This window comes from Bacillus sp. TH22, assembly GCF_016651015.1.
Classification (GTDB): Bacteria; Bacillota; Bacilli; order Bacillales; family Bacillaceae_G; genus Bacillus_A; species Bacillus_A mycoides.
This window is the reverse complement of record NZ_JAEKER010000001.1, coordinates 1238145-1257868: the sequence shown is the minus strand read 5'-3', so window position 1 is coordinate 1257868 and position 19724 is coordinate 1238145. Positions and strand designations below refer to the sequence as shown.

The window sequence follows — 19724 nt, the reverse complement described above, 5'->3', positions numbered from 1 at the left end:
ATGAGTTGAAGCTCCTGTTCAGTTGTGAGCAGGAGCTTTTGATATCCTTTAAAGAGAATAGGTGAAAAGTATGGAGAAAAGATTTTATAAGAAATGTCTTTTAGCAATAATGATTGCTGGAGTGGCAACGAGTAATGTGCTTCCTTTACATCCTTTTGCAGCGGAACAAAACGTAAAAACATTGCAAGAAAATGCGAAAAATTATTCTCTCGGACCAGCAGGGTTCCAAGATGTAATGGGGCAAACGACATCGAGCATATTCGCAATGGATTCATATGCAAAATTAATTCAAAATCAACAAGAGACTGATTTGAGTAAAATAAGTTCAATTAATGGTAATTTAAGAGGGAATATGATTCAGCATCAAAAAGATGCAAAAATTAATGCGGCATATTGGTTAAATAATATGAAGCCTCAAATTATGAAAACGGATCAAAATATTATTGATTACAACAATACTTTTCAAGCGTACTATAGTGACATGCTATTAGCGATTGATCAAAAAGATAGCGTAAAGTTAAAAGCGGATTTAGAAAAGTTGTATGCGGACATTTTAAAGAATCAAAATGAGGTAGATGTATTATTAGGGAATTTGAAAGCTTTTCGCGATAGAATGGCGAAAGACACAAATAGTTTTAAAGAGGATACAAATCAATTAACAGCGATTTTGGCAAGTACGAATGCTGGTATTCCAGCATTAGAGCAACAAATAAATACATATAATGATTCGATTAAAAAGAGTAATGATATGGTTATCGCTGGTGGTGTACTTTGCGTAGCGCTAATAACATGTCTTGCTGGCGGACCGATGATTGCGATTGCGAAAAAAGATATTGCAAATGCAGAACGAGAAATAGCCAGTTTAAAGAATAGAATTTCAGGAGCACAAGCAGAAGTGGCAATTTTGACAGATGTGAAAAATAAAACGACTAATATGACAGAAACAATTGATGCAGCAATTACAGCACTGCAAAACATATCAAATCAGTGGTATACGGTAGGTGCGAAATATAATAATTTACTACAAAACGTAAAAGGAATGAGTCCAGAAGAATTTACGTTTATAAAAGAAGATTTAAATACAGCGAAAGATAGCTGGAAGGATGTAAAAGATTATACAGAAAAATTACATGAGGGTGTGACGAAATAAACAGTGGACTAGTTCCGCTGTTTATTTTTTATCCCGTTTTTTGTGAGAGAGAGCTTGTAATTTTACCCATAAGTTTGCCGTGCATTTTATCAATGTAACTTTAGGATAATGTTTGGTCAAATTGATACTAATAACCTTGATAAACTCTTGATCACGCTTTTTATATTTAATATTTTAAGTAAAAAAGCTATACTATAGGCAAAACTAAAAATTGGAAAGGAAATACTAGAACATGGAAAATTATTTGTTATTTATCCTTACAGCAATCCTAATCATAATAATGCCTGGTCCCGGTTTTGCTTTAGTTACAAAAAACACTATCTCGCATGGTAAAAATGGTGGGATAAAGACCGTCTTAGGAACGGTATCTGGAATGATGATTCATACAATAATGGCTACGCTAGGACTCTCTGCCATCCTAATGAAATTCTCTATGTTATTTACATTTATAAAATATCTTTGGAGCTTTTTATTTAATTTACTTAGCTGTAAAGTCAATTAAAAGTGCCTTACATAAAAAAGAAGATATGTCAGGTTCAGTGGGAATGAACTCTAAGGATATTGGAACGATTAAAAGTTTTAGACAAGGATTTACCACGGCAATCTTAAATCCAAAAACTGCTGTATTTTTCCTTAGTTTTCTACCCCAATTTATTGTGAGCAATCAAAGTCATCTCTTCCAATTTCTTTTGTTAGGACTCACATTTACGACTTTGACAGCAATATGGTATTTACTTTATATCTCACTCATACGTCAATTAAGAACTTTTTTAAGAAAAGAAAAAGTGAACCGTACAATAGAAGGTATTACTGGCACAGTATTATTAGTATTTGGAGTTAGATTGTTTTTCCAAAAATAAATATGTATATGAAAAGAGAAATAATCAATGGTGGTTATTTCTCTTATTCACTTATTCTAAAACTACCATTATAGATTTCTAGAGGTGAGATGATTTTTTGTTGGGTATTTATGTTACTATCACTGTAAAAATTGTGAAGAAATGTACTTAAACTAACGGGGCAGGATAGTTGAATAAAAATATTTTTATAAGTTAAATTTATTGAATATCATAAAATATTTATAATTAAACTTTTTTCTAAATCAACACTCGATGGCGAGGTGGTGTTACCTCAAATATAATTATTTTATTTGAAGATTTCATTTTAATTTTTTCAAATCTTTTCATAGGTTGATATACAAAGACGTGTAGTGATAAGCCTATAACTGCAGTAATGTTTAAAATAATACTTATAATCATTAAAGACCATTCTATAACTGGAGAAAAGTATCCGTTCGTACTTAATGTAGAAGAACTTACATCTAGTATTAAAATAACTATTAGTATAAAGGTAAGTTTTTAACCAATTTGAATCCCCCCTTTTAAGAGTAATATCTTCATATCATTATATCTAAAAAATAAATTATATAATTGATTATAAGATAGTTATCTATGAGAATTTAACTTGTTTTTTCGTTTTGGGGTGTTAAAAAATTCTTAAGTTGATGGGCATGGGATAGCACACCATGCCTATGAACTTAAGAACAGAAACTTACGCTTGAACATAATATCAAATTTAGATGAGCAAAGCTATTTCAAGTGAATAGAATCCACTCTTTAAGAATACATAAAATATATACATACAAGCTTAGTCTGATCACTACATCATTAGTGAAAGTAGGATTCTATAGATTTTGGAGGAAGAGATATGAAAAAAAAGGTTCTCCTGTTTACAGATTTGGGGATTGATGATGCGTTTGCTATACTGTACACTTTTTTTCGTAAAGACATTCAACTTGTAGGAATTGTAGCCGATTATGGAAATGTATCCAGAGAAAATGCAATAAGAAATATTAACTATTTGAAGTACATTGCGGGAAGAGAAGAGATACCCGTATTCCTTGGTGCTTCTGTACCGTTGACAGGTATATTGATTCAGTATTTCCCTGAGGTACATGGAAAAGTCGGATTAGGACCTATCATTCCCCCTGAAATTTCATATCCAGTTTATCCTTTAAATGATATTTATCAAATTATAGAATCAAATTTAGAAGATCTTACAATTATCAATTTAGGAAGACTTTCTTCGCTAGCTACGACTTTTGTGTTGAATTTAGAAACAATGCGAAACGTAAGAGAATGCATTTGCATGGGGGGAGCTTTTTTCTATCCAGGTAACGTAACTGCTGTGGCTGAAGCTAACTTTTACTCAGACCCTTATGCAGCAAACTTAATTCTGCAGCATGCAAAGAACTTGACAATTATTCCTTTAAATGTGACTCAACATGCGATTGTTACACCCGAAATGGTCCAGCAAATTGATGCATTTCATCGGAATACACAGGACCTTGCAGGACTCATCATCAAACCTATGTTAGACTATTATTATAAATTCTACTCCAAGTCTAATCCTGGTATAAGTGGAAGCCCTATGCATGATTTTGTAACAGTGTGGTATTTGCTGAATCAAGAGGCTGTTGGCCTTTCAAGAGTACCCATTAAAGTAATTCCTGATCAAGGAGAAGGATTTGGTCAAAGTATTGCAGACTTTCGTTTTGCTACTAATCCAGGCTATAAAGCGCATAATGTAGCTTTTCAGCTTGATTATGAAAGATTCAAGAAGGATATTATGGAAACGTTTTTAAAGAAGAGAGTGTAACAGACTTTATTAACTTCAGATAATAGGGATTATGTGAATGAAATGCCACTTTACTTAACGTACAGGAATTCGACTTTTTTAAGTTAAAATTCGCTTAGCATATAAAACTTCCAAAATGTTGGCTGTATCCCATCACTATCAAGCTAACAAAACAAAATCCACCTAAAATGAAAAAATCCGCTGACTTCTCAAAGTAATTAACTGTAGTGAAAGAAAATTTTTATTTTGGGGGTACATTAAAACTTTAGCTTGACGGGCAGGGGGTCTCGTCACATGCCTATCAAGCTAAGAAATTAGTTGTTCTCCAAAACGAAAAAATTAACTAAATCCCCATAAATAACTATAGGAAGATAAAAACACTGTAGCTTTCGAATAAAGTTTGATCAAAATTATGTAGTTGTTTGGTGATAATAAAATTGTTTCATTTATAATAAAATCATTTAAAAATTAATAAAGTTATTCAATTTATTCTGACGGTAATAATAAAGTAATTAAAAAGTGAAAACATTTGTTTGGAAAATACGTTTACTCATTTGCGATATTTACGTACCATGAAACAACTAATTACACTGTCTATAACTGAAATTCTCTTTGATTTCGAATGCCTTACAAACAAAAAAATAGCACTAATGTTCGTATGAAGGTATAATTATAAGTATCTTAAAATCAAAGGAGGTCTTGCCTTATGAGTCAAAGAATTTCCTACTATGATGTTGCACCTGATGGCATGAAAATTATGATGGATATGGAGAAGTACACTAAGAAATCTACAATTAATCGAATTACTAGAGAACTTATAAAGATTAGAGTCTCTCAAATTAACGGTTGTGCTTTCTGCATGGATATGCATACATCAGATGCCCGTAAGATAGGTGAAACCGAACAACGAATTTATTGCTTGAATGCTTGGAATGAATGTGATTTTTATACACCTGAAGAGAAAGTTGCTCTTGAACTATCTGAGCATATTACTCTAATTCCCACTAAAAGAGTTCCTGAAGACCTATATAAGCGAGTACGTGAACACTATGACGAGAAACAATATGTTGACCTTGTTCTGGTAATTAATCAAATCAACAGTTGGAATAGAATTTCTATTGCAATGGGAAATACAGCAACTAAAAAATAATTGCTCTCAACGAACGGTAAATAAGAATAAAATTAAAGATGTTAAAAAATCACAATACAATTGTTTCATTTTTCTTTATTACGCAGTTAGCATAAACTGTGACATAACCAAATTTTTGAAATTTATTGGTTCATCCTTTATAGCTTTTATAATAATATTATCTTGAAACACGAAGGGACTGAACTATGCGCAGATATCAATATCTTGACCCCAAAATAAAAACATAATGGAGGTAAAAATATTGATTACAGAACTACAAACCGAAAGATTAGTTTTAAGAAAAATGAAAGTATCAGACTCAGCTAGCATGTTTACAATTTGGGCGGATCCAGAAGTTACAAAATTTATGAATATCAATAGTTTTACTGATGAAAGCCAAGCGGTAGATATGATTAAAATGCTTGATAAGTTATCTCGGGAAAACAGAGCTATTCGTTATTCAATAATTGAATTAGAATCAAATGAAATTATCGGTTCTTGTGGTTATAATTCATTTGATTTCAAAAACGCCAAAGCAGAAATTGGTTACGATATTAGTAAAGCTTTTTGGGGTAAGGGGTATGCGCCAGAAGCCATTCTCTCTTTAATGGATTATGCGTTTAGTACTTTAGAATTCAATAGAATAGAAGCAAAAGTTGAATCTGAAAACATCAATTCAATAAAAGTCTTACAAAAGTTAAACTTTACATTCGAAGGGACAATGAGAAAGTGTGAAAAATCTAATGAAAAGTTTATTGATCTAAGTATTTATTCAAAATTAATAACAGATTAACTTATATTACTTAGCCTACATTCCTTAAAATGTAGGCTATTAAATACCCTCGAAGCATCTTTAATTGCTATTAATTGAAAGTGAGGGCTACGGCTCTCTTTTTTAATTCACAATTTCTAGTACAATTGAAATAATTAAGAAACGTATAGAGTAATCCGTCCGATCTTAACCACTGAAGAAAAATTAACAGAGGAAGAGATCATGAACTTTGCTGTTGAAATGAGGGAAAAGAAATAGAAGGACACAACTATATAATAAGAAAAGTCTAGAAGATACGTAATATTTAAAAATGAACCGTCTCATAAAGAACATGTAGTAATTTCTACGTGTTCTTTTTTAATAAAAATGAAAGTAAACTGTTAAATAAAAATTTACTTTCAATGTCATATAAGAAGAACAAAAAATAAGTCGTCTTTTGCTCTTAACAGGGTCTTACCAGACGGCATCCGTTACTTTAGAAACACTCCTATGAGATATAATTATTGATGGTACTTTTTAGGTGATATACTGGAGGTAGATTACTCATCTAATGATGAAGGGAGGTTTACGCGTATGGAAGTAACATTTACAGTAAGTAAATGGGATGAAAAGCCAGTCAATGACACTAGAAAAGATTTCCCTATTAATATTGCCCATGTCGAATATGATATTGACGGTGAATTAAAAGAAAAAGCTTTTGTTGAATATTTATTATATTATTTAGAATCAACTATAGATGATGGTCACTTGGCTACTGCTAAAATTTCCGGATTTTTACATTTCGAAGGAATTTATAAGGGAAAACGAGGGACATTTACAGCTATAGAGCAAGGGATATTTGATAAAGGAAATCTAGATTCCCCTGCAACAATCATCAAAGCTACTGGTGAATTAGAAAGCCTGAAAGGGTCCTATAATTATAAGTTTACAGGTCAAACCAGTAAAATGATTCTAGACTTTGAATTCTAACAAAATATCTTATAATTTAGCAAAAAGGGCATCCACTGTAATACCAGGAATGTCCTTTTTTAAACTAAATTATACCGAAAAACAAGACTCGAAATTTTCAATGGGAGGAAATGATATGAGGATCACGATACAAGAATATGTGGTCAATGAAATAGATTCAGGACCATATGGAATAACCGTAGGAAAAGACGGAGCATTGTGGTTTACGGAACAGAAAGGGAATCAAATTGGTAGAATAAATGCTACTGGTGAAATAAATTCTTTTCCCATTCCGACAGCAAATGCAGGAGCTATGTCAATTATCTCGGACCAGACCGGTGACTTATGGTTTACGGAATATAACTCAAGCAAGATCGGTAAAATGTCGATGAACGGTCTTTTTGAAGAATATGTACTCCCTACAACGAACGCTGCACCTTTTGGCATAACGGAAGGCCCAGATGGAGCAATATGGTTTACAGAAATGAATAATGGTAGGATCGGAAGAATAACAAAGTCAGGGGAAATCACCGAGTTTGAATTGCCTAACTCCAAATCATTTCCCTCTTTTATTACTCTGGGATCAGACGGTGCATTATGGTTTACACAGAATCAGAACAATAGGATTGGGAGAATAACCACTAAAGGTGAGGTCAAAGAATATCCAATCCCAACACCCAACTCCGGGCCAGTTGGAATTGCGAGCGGACCAGATGGAGCAATATGGTTTGTGCAAATCATAGGCAATAAAATTGGTAGAATTACGTTCGAAGGTGAGATCAAAGAATTTGTTATACCGACGCCGAACGCTCGTCCTCATGCCATAATACCTGGGAAGAACAGAGATCTTTGGTTCACAGAATGGGGAGGTAACCAAATCAGCCGTATTACAGTTGAAGGAGTTATTACGGAATATACGATACCTACAAATAATGCAGAGCCACATGGTATCACGTTTTGTCCGGATGGCGATCTTTGGTTCGCTGAAGAGTGTAATCAAATTGGACGTCTAACAATCATTGCGTAATAGGGATATCGTCCATCGCTATCAAGCTCAGAAAAGTAAATATCCCATCACCATCAAGTTAAGAATTTGGTTGCTCCCCAAAACGAAAAAATGTGCTTTTTTGTTACAAGTAGCACAAAATTTCGTTCTGGGGGTACTATAAAATTTTAGCTTGATGGCTATGGGGTCTCGCCATCAAAACGTGAATTTCGCACGCTAAGGAATTTCTATGTTAAAAAACTTGGTTTTACCGTACGTTAAGGAAGTTCAATAAACAATATTTAATGTTTGTTATTGGAGGGTTTTGTTATTGTTACTACAGAAAGAACAAAAAGAATGAATTAAATATGAATCGATTTATCCCGCTATTTGCGGGCAGTAAGACTCCCACCTCAAAATTCGGTGAATGCGAGGAAGTTAGGTGGGAGTTGGACTGCCCGTTAAAGCCCGATTGGTGAGGGAAAATAATCAGTGGGGGATGGACAAAACCCCCACTGATTAAAGTTTCACTTTATCTGATTCAAGATCATTTGTATCGAGTGTATGAAGCTGAAAAATAAAAGTTTCATTGTAAATCCTAAGTGGAGTAGAAGTTTAGGTTGATAAATAAGGGAGTCGAAATTTCTTGCATAAAGCTGTATAATGCTTGTAACGAAAGGGAAATACAGGAAAGGATTTGTAATGAGGTACTATGGAAAAAGATAAACAACAATTAAGCGTTGAAGTTGCAAGATTATATTATCAATCAGATTATAGTCAGCAAGAAATTGCTAACAAATTAAATATCTCAAGACCGACAATCTCAAGATTATTAAAGTACGCGAAAGAAAAAGGATTTGTTCAAATTAGTATAGCTGATCCGTTTGCTGATTTAGATAACGTCGGGAACTTACTTAAAGAAAAGTACAACTTGTTAGAGGCGCATGTTGTATTTTCTCCAGTGCCAGAATATGCAACGATTACTGAGTATATTAGTAAATATGCAGCTGAGTATATGGAAAAGACAGTGAAAACTGGTGATATCGTTGGTGTAAGCTGGGGAATGACGATGTATGAAATCGCTAGGAAAATCGTACCGCAACATGTAAAAGGTGTAGAGGTTGTCCAGTTAAAAGGTGGCATTAGTCACTCAAGTGTAAATACATATGCGAATGAAACGATCGCGTTATTTGCAGATGCTTTTCAAACGACGCCAAGAAATCTACCTCTTCCAGTTATATTTGATAATGCGGTGACAAAAGAATTAGTGGAGCAGGATCGACATATTCATCACATTATTGAAATGGGAAAACAAGCGAATATTGCAATTTTTACTGTCGGAACAGTGCGTGATGAAGCGTTATTATTCCGATTAGGATATTTAGATATGGATGAAACGAACATTTTGAAAAAACAAGCTGTCGGTGACATTTGTTCACGTTTCTTTGACGGAGATGGAAATATTAGTAGTGAAGAAATTAATAAGCGTACAATTGGAATTGAGTTAGAGGAACTTAAATTAAAGAAACGTTCTATTTTAGTTGCAGGTGGTAATAGAAAAATAAAAGCAATTGATGGTGCGTTACGTGGCGGGTATGCAAATGTACTAATTATAGATCAGCATACAGCGAAAGAATTGTTACATTATCAAAAAGGTTAGAAATAAAAGGCTTTCTCAAAATATTAATTTTGAGAAAGCCTTTTATTTTTAGTATGAATAAATCAATGTGTAGTACCTTGTAAAGTATTTGTAAGGAACGCTCTTTGATTGATCTCCTTTTTCAAAAATTAGTGAGTTAGCCATAATATCTCTATCTACAAAACTCCATCCATCTTGCTCCATCATATCGATAAAAGGTTCCATTTTTCCGCGCTTTACTAAGTAGGGGTATTGATTATTTATCGGTTCTACTTCCACCATTTCTTTATCTTGAATAACCATCTTAGACATAGCTAAAGCAAATGGAACTGGGTTTCCTTCTTGGAAAATAACATCCCTTTTATAAAAAATAAATATGGATAGTGAGGTGCATACTAGCAATGTGAATATAAAGAATTTTGACTTAAACAAGTGGTTCACATCCTTTATTTACAAGCTTATACTACTTTCAATGTATTACAAGAAATTCCCTTCTGAAAAAGAATGAACAAAAGTTCAAAAGTGTATTTACATTTGTTCAACTAAGGGTTAGAATGAAGTTGTTAAAAGATATGAGGAGTGAAGATAATGAACATTGCAAAGTTAATTGATCATACAATTTTAAAACCAAATTCTACAAAAGAAGATGTTATGAAAGTAATCGAAGAGGCAAAGCAATACAAATTTGCTTCAGTTTGTATTAATCCTACATGGGTAAAGCTAGCTGCTGAAGAATTAGCTGGACATGATGTAGACGTTTGTACTGTAATCGGTTTCCCATTAGGAGCAAGCACTACTGAAACAAAAGCATTCGAAACAAAAGATGCTATCGCAAAAGGTGCAACTGAAGTTGATATGGTAATCAACGTAGGTGCTCTAAAAGATGGCGACAACGAATTCGTTGAAAAAGACATTTATGAAGTAGTACAAGCAGCAAAAGGAAAAGCTCTTGTAAAAGTAATCATTGAAACTTGCCTTCTAACAGATGAAGAAAAAGTTCGTGCTTGTGAATTATCAGTAAAAGCTGGCGCTGATTTCGTAAAAACTTCAACTGGATTCTCAACTGGCGGAGCAACTGCTGAAGATATCGCGTTAATGCGTAAAACAGTTGGACCAAACGTTGGCGTGAAAGCATCTGGCGGCGTTCGTACACGTGAAGATGCAGACAAAATGGTAGAGGCTGGAGCTTCTCGCGTTGGAGCAAGTGCTAGTGTTGCAATCGTATTAAATGATGCAAAAGGTGCTACAGATAACTACTAATCAATAAAGTGTGAAAAGCAATAGATACACGTTTAAAGTAAAGTGTATCTATTGCTTTAACAATTGAAAAGAATGTAAGCGGATACGAATGGGAGGAGAAGGCTTATGAAATACTTAATCGGTGTTTTAGGCCTCGTATTGATTTTAGGTATCGCTTGGCTTGCTAGTAATGATAGAAAGAAAGTCAAATATCGCCCAATCATAACGATGGTTATATTACAATTCATTTTGGGGTTTTTATTATTAAATACAAGTGTAGGGAATATATTAATTAGCGGAATAGCAGATGGTTTTGGAGAATTATTAAAATATGCCGCTGATGGTGTGAATTTCGTATTTGGTGGATTAGTAAATCAAAAAGAGTTTTCATTCTTTTTAAGTGTATTAATGCCAATCGTATTTATATCAGCTTTAATAGGTATTTTGCAACACATTAAAGTATTACCTATTATTGTGAAATCTATCGGTCTAGTATTAAGTAAAGTAAATGGGATGGGGAAACTCGAATCATATAACGCGGTAGCTTCTGCGATTTTAGGACAATCTGAAGTGTTTATTTCAGTTAAAAAACAACTAGGATTATTGCCAGAGAAAAGAATGTATACATTATGTGCATCTGCAATGTCTACGGTATCTATGTCTATCGTTGGATCATATATGGTGTTATTAAAACCGCAATATGTTGTAACCGCTTTAGTGCTTAACTTATTCGGTGGCTTTATTATTGCGTCTATCATTAACCCGTATGAAGTTACTGAAGAAGAAGATATGTTAGAAGTACAAGAAGAAGAGAAAAAGACATTCTTTGAAGTATTAGGGGAATACATTATAGATGGATTTAAAGTTGCGATTACAGTAGCAGCTATGTTAATCGGTTTCGTTGCCCTTATCGCATTCATTAATGCAGTGTTTAAAGGTGTAATCGGTATCTCATTCCAAGAAATTCTTGGTTATGTATTTGCACCATTTGCATTTATTATGGGTGTTCCATGGCATGAAGCAGTTAACGCAGGGAATATTATGGCGACAAAACTTGTATCAAATGAATTTGTTGCGATGACAGATTTAGCACAAGGAAACTTTAATTTCTCAGATAGAACGACAGCGATTATATCTGTATTCTTAGTTTCATTTGCAAACTTCTCCTCAATTGGAATTATTGCTGGGGCAGTTAAGAGCTTAAATGAAAAACAAGGGAATGTAGTCGCAAGATTTGGTTTGAAATTACTTTTCGGTGCAACGTTAGTAAGTTTCTTATCAGCAACAATCGTTGGCTTATTATTTTAACAGATTCATATAATATAAAAAGGAATGGTGATTGTAATGAGAATGGTAGATATTATTGCGAAAAAACGTGATGGAAAAGAATTAACAACTGAAGAAATTAATTTCTTTATTAACGGTTATACAGACGGAAGTATTCCTGACTATCAAGCGAGTGCACTTGCAATGGCAATTTTCTTTAAAGATATGACGGATCGTGAACGTGCAGATTTAACGATGGCAATGGTTGAGTCTGGAGAAACAATTGACTTATCAGCAATTGAAGGCATTAAAGTAGATAAGCATTCAACTGGCGGTGTTGGTGATACAACAACATTAGTATTAGGACCATTAGTCGCTGCTTTAGATGTACCAGTAGCAAAAATGTCTGGTCGTGGTTTAGGACATACGGGCGGGACAATTGATAAATTAGAAGCGGTAGAAGGATTCCACGTTGAAATTACGAAAGAACAGTTCATTGATATTGTAAACCGTGACAAAGTGGCTGTTATCGGACAAACAGGAAACTTAACACCTGCAGATAAAAAAATCTATGCACTTCGTGATGTAACAGGAACAGTAAACTCGATTCCTTTAATCGCAAGTTCAATTATGAGTAAAAAAATAGCAGCTGGTGCTGATGCGATCGTACTTGATGTAAAAACAGGTGCAGGAGCATTTATGAAAACAGAAGAAGATGCAAAAGAATTAGCTCATGCAATGGTACGTATCGGAAATAATGTTGGACGTCAAACGATGGCAGTAATTTCAGATATGTCACAACCTCTTGGTTTTGCGATTGGTAACGCTCTAGAAGTGAAGGAAGCAATTGATACTTTAAAAGGCGAAGGTCCAGAAGATTTAACAGAATTAGTACTTGTATTAGGTAGCCAAATGGTTGTACTTGCGAAAAAAGCAAATACATTAGAAGAAGCTCGTGAAATGCTAATTGAAGTGATGAAAAATGGAAAAGCAACTGAGAAATTTAAAGAGTTCTTAAGCAACCAAGGCGGAGACAGCTCGATTGTAGACAATCCAGAAAAAATGCCACAAGCGAAGTATGTAATTGATGTACCTGCAAAAACTTCAGGTGTGATTTCAAACATTGTTGCAGATGAAATCGGTATCGCAGCTATGTTATTAGGTGCAGGTCGTGCGACAAAAGAAGATGAAATCGATTTAGCGGTAGGATTAATGTTACGTAAAAAAGTTGGCGATGCAGTAAAAGAAGGCGAGCCGTTCGTAACGATCTATGCAAATCGCGAAAATGTAGAAGATGTAAAAGCAAAAATCTATGAGAACATTTCTATCGCTGAAACAGCAGTGGCTCCTAAATTAGTTCATACAGTTATTACTGACTAATCATAATTACATTTACTTTGAGGAGGAAATAATATGGATAAGAAAAAATATATCGAAGAAGCAAATAAGATGTTATCGAAAGCGTATATTCCGTATTCTAAATTTCCTGTTGGCGCAGCATTAGTTACGAAAGAAGGTAAAATTTATACTGGTTGTAATATAGAAAATGCTTCTTACGGTTTATGTAACTGTGCAGAAAGAACAGCGATCTTTAAAGCAGTATCAGAAGGTGAGCGCGATTTTAGTTACTTAGTCATTACAGGCGAAACAGACGGACCGATTTCACCATGTGGTGCATGTAGACAAGTTATTGCTGAATTTTGTAATCCGAAAATGCCAGTTTTACTAACAAATGTAAAAGGCGATGAAAAAGAAGTGACTGTAGAGCAGTTACTGCCTGGTGCCTTTTCAATTGAAGATTTAAAATAAGTTAAAAGGCCATTCCACAATTAATAGTTGTGGAATGGCCTTTTTTATTTTCAATAATAGAATGTAATAATCTGTTCATATTCCGTTCATAAACTTTGCGTAAAATGATTGCAGTGAATAAAGAAAATGACAATATGAATTGTCGTTCTACAGCAGGAGGAATATGATGAAGAAATTATATAATGCAGCATTCATTTACTTAATTATTGGTTTATTATCAGGTGTATTTGCTAGAGAGTATATGAAAGCGCAAGGAATTAAAGGATCCACTATGTTGCAATTAGTGCATACACACGTATTAGTGCTCGGCTTCGTATTCTTTTTGATCGCTTTAGCTCTATTTAAAGTATTTAATGTCCGTGAAACAAAAAGTTTTCGTGCGTGGTTTGTTGTTTATAACATAGGACTTATTTTTACAATCGCTACAATGGTATTTAGAGGTATTCTACAAGTGAATGGAACTGACTTTAATGGTTTAAGCCATATGGCTGGATTAGGTCATGTCATTATAAGTGTTGGGCTCGTTTGGTTTATGATTTTGCTCAAAAAATCTTTTAAATAGATAGGAGTGGAGAGTATGAGTTTAGCACTTTTATCAAGTATAGTAGCGGTTTGTATGGCCGTTGGAGTTATGTTTCTTCGCTTTAAGTCAGCGAAAAAACCGGTAACGAAAAAGAAAATTATATTACCGCCAATTTTTATGAGCACTGGTGCAATGATGTACTTCTTACCAGAGTTTCGATTAACGTCTTTAGAAATAGTAGAGGCAATTAGCGTAGGACTTATTTTCTCTATATTTCTTATTAAAACATCTAAGTTCGAAATAAGAGGCGAAGACATATATATGAAACCATCAAAAGCGTTCATATTTATTTTAGTTGGTTTATTAGCTGTCCGGGTAGCATTAAAATCATATTTAAGTCAATCAATTGATTTAGCACAATTAAGCGGGATGTTTTTCTTACTCGCATTTGCGATGATTGTATCGTGGAGAATTGCGATGTATCGCTCGTTTACTAAATTAGAAAAGACAATAAAAAGAGCTGGAATTTCTATATAGGAATTTCAGCTCTTTTTATGTTTTATACGATTGTTTTTTTAGTTTTGATTTCATTTGCTTAATTTTAAACGTATTTGAGCATCTTGTAATGCAACTGGTGTAACATTAAGACCATTGTGATCAACAATTTTTGTGTTTAATAAAATGGAATCTAAGCTCCCGCGAAATGTTTTTGTATAGTTTTGACGCAACATTTGTTGTTCTTGTTTTTCATCAACTGTTAATCCAGATGTTCTTTCTTTTTTTGATAATTCGTTAATACGGAATAAAATGTTTTGCATTTTGTTCACCTCTTATTTTAAATTAAATTAGTTACTTACTAATTTATAGTTATTTTAACTTTTTCATATGAATATGTCAAGAAGGGTAAAAGAAAAGTAGACACCCGTATTACAGTAAGTGGGTGTCTACAAGGAAAATATAAGGTTTAGCTTAATTCATGTAAGTGACTAACAAGTTCTGCTGTTTTAGAAAAGAATGGAGAATGATCAGCTTCCAAAGTAATGATTTTCACACAAGGAGTTTCTGTATTCATTCGGCGCTGAAAATCAATCGGAATTGCTCTATCTAGAGTCGTTTCGATATAAATACGATCTATAGTTCCAAAGTTTTCTTCAGATATTTTTATCTCTTGCTGGAATGGTCCTAGTGGTTGAGGACGCATTTGTTTGAAAGAAGATTCTTTAATAGCTGCATCTTCTGTAGCATTTAAAAATGTTTGTTCAGTCAACTCTGGTATAAGTTCTGCAGTCATGTCATTCTCATTAATTGAGAATTGTGGACCAGCTTCACCATCTAATTTACTACCAAGACTTTCTCCGCTTTGTGGTAAGAATGCACAAAGATATACTAATTTATCGATTTTATTTGGTATAAGTTCAGCTGTTTGAGTGATCACAATTCCACCCATACTATGTCCAACAAGAATAACTTTTTCATTTTGTTGATCTATAGTAGCTGTTACTACATTAACATAAGAATCTAACGTTATATTTTGTGATGGAGTCATATCTTTTCCACTTCCAGGTAAGTCTAGTGTAACAACTGTATGTCCGAAAGCCTCTAGTTGAGGTTTTACAAATTCCCATGCCCATTCGCCTTGCCATGCTCCATGTACTAAAACGTAAGTACTCATTTAACCAACACTCCTCTAATGATTATAAGATTTATTCTTTCGTGATATTGATGATGTATACTTAGTGTATAGGAAGTGGTTTGATAAATATAATGAAGGTTATTTATAGATGATATAAATATCTTTTATATAAGGAGAACAGAATGAACGTTTTTGATTTTAAAGTTTTTAAAAATGTGGCTCGGTTGAACAGCATTAGTTTAGCAGCGAAAGAATTACATATGACACAGCCGGCTATAACTCATATCATAAACAAATTAGAGAAACGATATGCTTTAACTTTATTTGATCGCTCTAGAAAAGGAACGATGTTAACTGAAAATGGAAAGGAATTTTTAGTTTGTGTAGATCGACTTCTAATGGAGTATGAAAACCTTGAAGAAACAGCTTTACAATTAAAAAATAATAACTTGTATAAGATTGTATTAGCTACATATCCTTCAGTTACTGTATATTGTTTGGCGGAGTGTATCGAACTAGGTAATTTTGATCAAAGTCAGTATGTGCTTGCAGTTCGAGAAGGAAGCTATCAAGAAGTGTTAGATTGGCTGTCTTCTGGAAGTGCAGATTTTTCTATTTCTATAAAAGAAAATTTAATACCAGGATTTCATTATGATGTAATTGGTGAAGATCCGTATGTTATGGTTTCTTCTAAGTCAGTTCCATCTGGTCTTACAATGAAAGAGTTGAAAAATTATCCTTTTATAATGCCGCTCTCTGGTTGTAAAGAAGTACTTGAACCATATTTGACGAAAAATGAAATAGTAGTTAATAAAGTGATGGAATCAGAGACAATTAGTTCGGCGTTAGCACTGGCTTTACAAGTTAAAGGAATAACAATCGTTCCATTATCAGGACTTCATAAACAAATTATTCATGACTTCATCGTGCAACCGATAGAAATTAAAATTCCACGACAACTTATTATGCAATGGTCACCTAAAAAAGAAAATGACCCATTGTTTCTGACGTTTGCTATGAATTTATTAGCGCAGTTACAAAAAAAGAAAAAATAATAACATGTTTGTAAAAAAGGTAAGTTCGACTCACTTGAACTTGCCTTTTTTATTTATACCCAATATAAGGATATATCATAAAGTCCGATTAAAATGAGTAGTACCCCTGCTATACGCTGAATGTTTTTTCCTGTTTTTCGGCTCTTTTTAAGTAGTGCTCCATTTAATCCAAGGTAGGAGATGATGAACATAAGTACAACGATAGGTAGAGCGGTTCCTATTGAAAAGAATGTCGGAAATAAGTACCCATAATTATATGATAAAGATAAAGGGATTAACGTTCCGAAAAATAGCACAAACATAGTCGGACAGAAAGCTAAAGAAAAGAAGAACCCAAGTGAAAATGAGCTGACTTCATTTTGTTTTCGTATAAATTTGATAGGGAAGATGGTAGAGAAGAAACTTCTTCCTTTTATAATACCTGATAAGTTCCATTTTTAGTAAGCTGTTTCCACGTTTTACCGTCATCTGTAGAGAGGAACACATTTGCTTTCATTGTAGCAAAAACTATTTCAGCTGAATTTTGAGGATTTTGTGATATGTACATAATTGTATCTTTAGAATCTAAAGATGGAATCTGTAAGTTTGTTTCTTCATTTGTAGCAATTGATTTCTTCGTAATCAGTTGCTCAGTTTGCTTATTAATAGAGGCATAGATAATGTCTTCATTACTTAATGTAACTGCGGTCGATTCAACTGGTTTAGAAAATAGTTCAAATGTATTTCCATAATCTGTAGACAAATATACACCGTCTTTAGCACTTACCGCGACTACACTAGATTGATCTGGATGTGCTGAAAAGGAATGGATTGTACTTGAAAGACCGTTTAATTTACTATTTTTCCAATCTTGTCCGTTGTTCGTACTGAAATAAAAACCTTGTTGTAATTTAGAATTTGGACGCTCATTGTATAAATAAATTGCTTCCGTATTATATCCGACAGCAAGGTTATGAAAATCAGATTCTCCATAAAAGGTTAGCTTTTCAAGGGTATTACCACCATCAGAACTTTTCATTAATCCTAAAGGGTTTTTTAAGTTTGCTCCTGGTTCAGGATGCCCGCTAGCAAAAAATCCATTTTTTGTTGTCTGAAAGCCCATATAATCGTGTAACTGTGTAGTAGTTTCAAACCATTTACCATTTTGATAAACTTTTATACCACTGTGAGTTGCGATAGAAACCCCAGGCATATTTCCCGCGTAGCCAATTCCATGAATGTGTTCGATTTTTCCAGATGTAATTTCTTTATAAAAGTTTTGCGGAATCGTATTTGCTGTTTCCTTATTTTTGGGTTGAGATTGCACGGTTTCTTTTTTAGCTGGTGCTGTTTCAGCATTGCTAGAACATCCTGAAATTATGAATAAAGAAGTAATTGCTAACCCTGTTGCTACATAATGTTTCACTTTTGTAGACTCCTTTCCATATATATGAGATTTTAAGTATATGGAATAAATGTCAAGAAATTGTGGAGTGGTATGCATAATTTAGAGTGGAAGGGGCCCTAGTAATGAAGATTTTCTTTTCTCTATGAGTACTATTAATTGACGAAAAATTATAACAATAATAGAATGAATTATATTGGATAATCAGTTTCAAAATTATACATAGAACGCTAGGGGGATTATTATGAAATCAACATTTTTTGCTCAAAATAGAGAACGATTAGTAAACACATTACCGGATGAATCTATTACTATTTTATTTGCTGGGCAAGCACCTCATATGTCAGCCGATGCACATTATAAATTTGTGCCGAATCGAAATTTTTACTATTTAACGGGAATCGATGAGCCAAATGTTATTTTCATGTTGAAAAAGTTTGGAAATAGTGTGGAAGAAACTCTTTTCATTGAAAAATCAGATCCAGTAATGGAAAAATGGGACGGTAAAACAGTTTCTAAAGAAGATGCAGAACAAATTTCAGGCATAAAAAAAGTTGTATATATAGAAAGCTTTGAGAAGACAATGGCAAATACACTTTTCACAGAAAATGTGAAGCATCTGTATTTAGATTTAGAGCGTCGTGAGTGGAAGGGTACTGAGACGAAAACGTTAGCGTTTGCTAAATATGTAAGAGAACAGTATCCACACGTTTTAATTGGTAATGTATATCCGCATATTTGTGAATTACGAGTGTTTAAAACGGAAGAAGAAATTGAAATCATTAAAGAGGCGATTGCTGTAACTAAAGAGGGTATTTATAACGTGCTGAAGCATGCAAAAGCAGATGTGATGGAATATGAATTAGAAGCTCATTTTGATTTTACGCTTAAATCATCTGGAATTAAACATCATGCATTCAATACAATTTTGGCGAGTGGTAAAAATGCTACAGTCCTTCATTATGAAGATAATGATGCACAAATTCAAAATGGTGATTTAGTGCTGCTCGATTTAGGTGCTCAAAAAGATTACTACAACGCTGATATTAGTTATACATTCCCAGCTAGTGGAACATTCTCTAGTCGCCAAAAACAAATATATAATATCGTGTTAAAAGCATTGAAAGAAACAACGGAGCTTATTAAGCCAGGATTAAATTTTGCTGCATTAAATGAGCATACAAAAAAGGTACTAGCAGAAGAGTGTAAAGAAATTGGCTTAATTCAAGAAGATGAAGAGTTATCAAAATACTATTATCATGGCGTCAGCCATTTCCTTGGTTTAGATACTCACGATGTAGGAACATACAAAGATAGAGTGTTAGAAGAAGGTATGGTTATAACAATCGAACCTGGTCTTTATATTGAAGAAGAATCAATTGGAATTCGTATTGAAGATGATATCCTTGTAACAAAAGATGGGTATGAAAACTTGTCAAAAGATATTATTAGAGAAGTTGAAGAGATTGAAGAGTTTATGAGTGAAAATAATGTGAATGTAAAAGAAGATGAAGTTGTTACGAAATAATCATTAGTAGAGGCGCTCAATTTTGGG

20 protein-coding genes and 2 pseudogenes are annotated in these 19724 nt (G+C 33.5%); 16 read left to right on the top strand and 6 right to left on the bottom strand.

Features of this window, described 5'->3' with window-relative positions:
- Positions 1–70: 70 nt before the first annotated feature.
- Together nheC and JFU18_RS06315 are read left to right on the top strand one after the other, a co-directional pair.
- Positions 71–1150, top strand: a complete 1080-nt coding sequence (gene nheC, locus JFU18_RS06320) for a non-hemolytic enterotoxin subunit C (RefSeq protein ID WP_201032974.1) — start codon at positions 71–73, stop codon at positions 1148–1150.
- 232 nt (positions 1151–1382) lie between these two features.
- Positions 1383–2010 (top strand): annotated as a pseudogene (locus tag JFU18_RS06315) (LysE family translocator).
- 237 nt (positions 2011–2247) lie between these two features.
- On the opposite strand, the pseudogene JFU18_RS06310 reads toward JFU18_RS06315, so the two are convergent.
- A pseudogene (locus JFU18_RS06310) lies at positions 2248–2516 on the bottom strand (hypothetical protein).
- 341 nt (positions 2517–2857) lie between these two features.
- Between JFU18_RS06310 and JFU18_RS06305 the strand changes: the two are divergent.
- The 6 genes from JFU18_RS06305 (at position 2858) to JFU18_RS06280 (ending at position 9281) form a co-directional block, all read left to right on the top strand.
- Positions 2858–3808, top strand: a complete 951-nt coding sequence (locus tag JFU18_RS06305; protein WP_002158329.1) for a nucleoside hydrolase — start codon at positions 2858–2860, stop codon at positions 3806–3808.
- Between the two features lie 685 nt (positions 3809–4493).
- Positions 4494–4937 carry a carboxymuconolactone decarboxylase family protein gene (locus tag JFU18_RS06300; protein ID WP_000083030.1) on the top strand — a complete coding sequence of 148 codons (444 nt, stop codon included), beginning with the start codon at positions 4494–4496 and terminating at the stop codon, positions 4935–4937.
- A gap of 241 nt (positions 4938–5178) precedes the next feature.
- Complete coding sequence (locus tag JFU18_RS06295) at positions 5179–5709, top strand: GNAT family N-acetyltransferase (RefSeq protein WP_201033628.1); 531 nt, start codon at positions 5179–5181, stop codon at positions 5707–5709.
- A gap of 552 nt (positions 5710–6261) precedes the next feature.
- Positions 6262–6657, top strand: coding sequence for a DUF3224 domain-containing protein (locus tag JFU18_RS06290; RefSeq protein WP_201033629.1), 396 nt, complete (start codon positions 6262–6264; stop codon positions 6655–6657).
- A gap of 115 nt (positions 6658–6772) precedes the next feature.
- On the top strand, positions 6773–7663 hold the full coding sequence (locus JFU18_RS06285; protein ID WP_201033630.1) for a virginiamycin B lyase family protein: 891 nt from the start codon (positions 6773–6775) through the stop codon (positions 7661–7663).
- Between the two features lie 670 nt (positions 7664–8333).
- Positions 8334–9281, top strand: coding sequence for a DNA-binding transcriptional repressor DeoR (locus JFU18_RS06280; RefSeq protein WP_201032978.1), 948 nt, complete (start codon positions 8334–8336; stop codon positions 9279–9281).
- A 48-nt stretch (positions 9282–9329) separates the two neighbouring features.
- On the opposite strand, the gene JFU18_RS06275 is transcribed toward JFU18_RS06280, so the two are convergent.
- On the bottom strand, positions 9330–9692 hold the full coding sequence (locus JFU18_RS06275) for a hypothetical protein (protein WP_201033631.1): 363 nt from the start codon (positions 9690–9692) through the stop codon (positions 9330–9332).
- Between the two features lie 156 nt (positions 9693–9848).
- Between JFU18_RS06275 and deoC the strand changes: the two genes are divergently transcribed.
- From deoC to JFU18_RS06245, 6 genes are all read left to right on the top strand, one after another.
- On the top strand, positions 9849–10520 hold the full coding sequence (deoC, locus tag JFU18_RS06270) for a deoxyribose-phosphate aldolase (protein ID WP_002012110.1): 672 nt from the start codon (positions 9849–9851) through the stop codon (positions 10518–10520).
- A gap of 105 nt (positions 10521–10625) precedes the next feature.
- Positions 10626–11807, top strand: coding sequence for a NupC/NupG family nucleoside CNT transporter (locus JFU18_RS06265; protein WP_002035026.1), 1182 nt, complete (start codon positions 10626–10628; stop codon positions 11805–11807).
- Between the two features lie 36 nt (positions 11808–11843).
- Complete coding sequence (locus tag JFU18_RS06260) at positions 11844–13145, top strand: pyrimidine-nucleoside phosphorylase (protein WP_002165965.1); 1302 nt, start codon at positions 11844–11846, stop codon at positions 13143–13145.
- 33 nt (positions 13146–13178) lie between these two features.
- Positions 13179–13574, top strand: coding sequence for a cytidine deaminase (locus JFU18_RS06255; RefSeq protein ID WP_002158324.1), 396 nt, complete (start codon positions 13179–13181; stop codon positions 13572–13574).
- A 166-nt stretch (positions 13575–13740) separates the two neighbouring features.
- Entirely contained in the window at positions 13741–14136 is a 396-nt protein-coding gene (locus JFU18_RS06250) for a DUF2871 domain-containing protein (RefSeq protein WP_201032979.1), read from the top strand.
- A gap of 15 nt (positions 14137–14151) precedes the next feature.
- Positions 14152–14634 (top strand): CcdC family protein, encoded by a 483-nt coding sequence (locus JFU18_RS06245; RefSeq protein ID WP_060751261.1) that lies wholly within the window; start codon positions 14152–14154, stop codon positions 14632–14634.
- Between the two features lie 50 nt (positions 14635–14684).
- On the opposite strand, the gene JFU18_RS06240 is transcribed toward JFU18_RS06245, so the two are convergent.
- Positions 14685–14915: a DUF896 domain-containing protein gene (locus tag JFU18_RS06240; RefSeq protein ID WP_001179619.1), complete on the bottom strand. Its 231-nt coding sequence runs from the start codon at positions 14913–14915 to the stop codon at positions 14685–14687.
- Positions 14916–15061: 146 nt separating this feature from the next.
- Positions 15062–15769, bottom strand: coding sequence for an alpha/beta fold hydrolase (locus JFU18_RS06235; protein WP_201032980.1), 708 nt, complete (start codon positions 15767–15769; stop codon positions 15062–15064).
- 143 nt (positions 15770–15912) lie between these two features.
- Between JFU18_RS06235 and JFU18_RS06230 the strand changes: the two genes are divergently transcribed.
- A complete protein-coding gene (locus JFU18_RS06230) occupies positions 15913–16785 on the top strand; it encodes a LysR family transcriptional regulator (RefSeq protein WP_201032981.1) in 873 nt (290 codons plus the stop codon).
- 53 nt (positions 16786–16838) lie between these two features.
- Here JFU18_RS06230 and JFU18_RS06225 read toward each other — a convergent pair whose 3' ends face one another.
- Both JFU18_RS06225 and JFU18_RS06220 read right to left on the bottom strand, forming a co-directional pair.
- Positions 16839–17156 (bottom strand): urease accessory protein UreH domain-containing protein, encoded by a 318-nt coding sequence (locus JFU18_RS06225; protein ID WP_235706399.1) that lies wholly within the window; start codon positions 17154–17156, stop codon positions 16839–16841.
- A 41-nt stretch (positions 17157–17197) separates the two neighbouring features.
- Complete coding sequence (locus tag JFU18_RS06220; RefSeq protein WP_201033632.1) at positions 17198–18190, bottom strand: F510_1955 family glycosylhydrolase; 993 nt, start codon at positions 18188–18190, stop codon at positions 17198–17200.
- Between the two features lie 223 nt (positions 18191–18413).
- Here JFU18_RS06220 and JFU18_RS06215 point away from each other — a divergent pair, with 223 nt between their 5' ends.
- A complete protein-coding gene (locus JFU18_RS06215) occupies positions 18414–19697 on the top strand; it encodes an aminopeptidase P family protein (protein ID WP_201032983.1) in 1284 nt (427 codons plus the stop codon).
- The last annotated feature ends 27 nt before the right edge of the window (positions 19698–19724 follow it).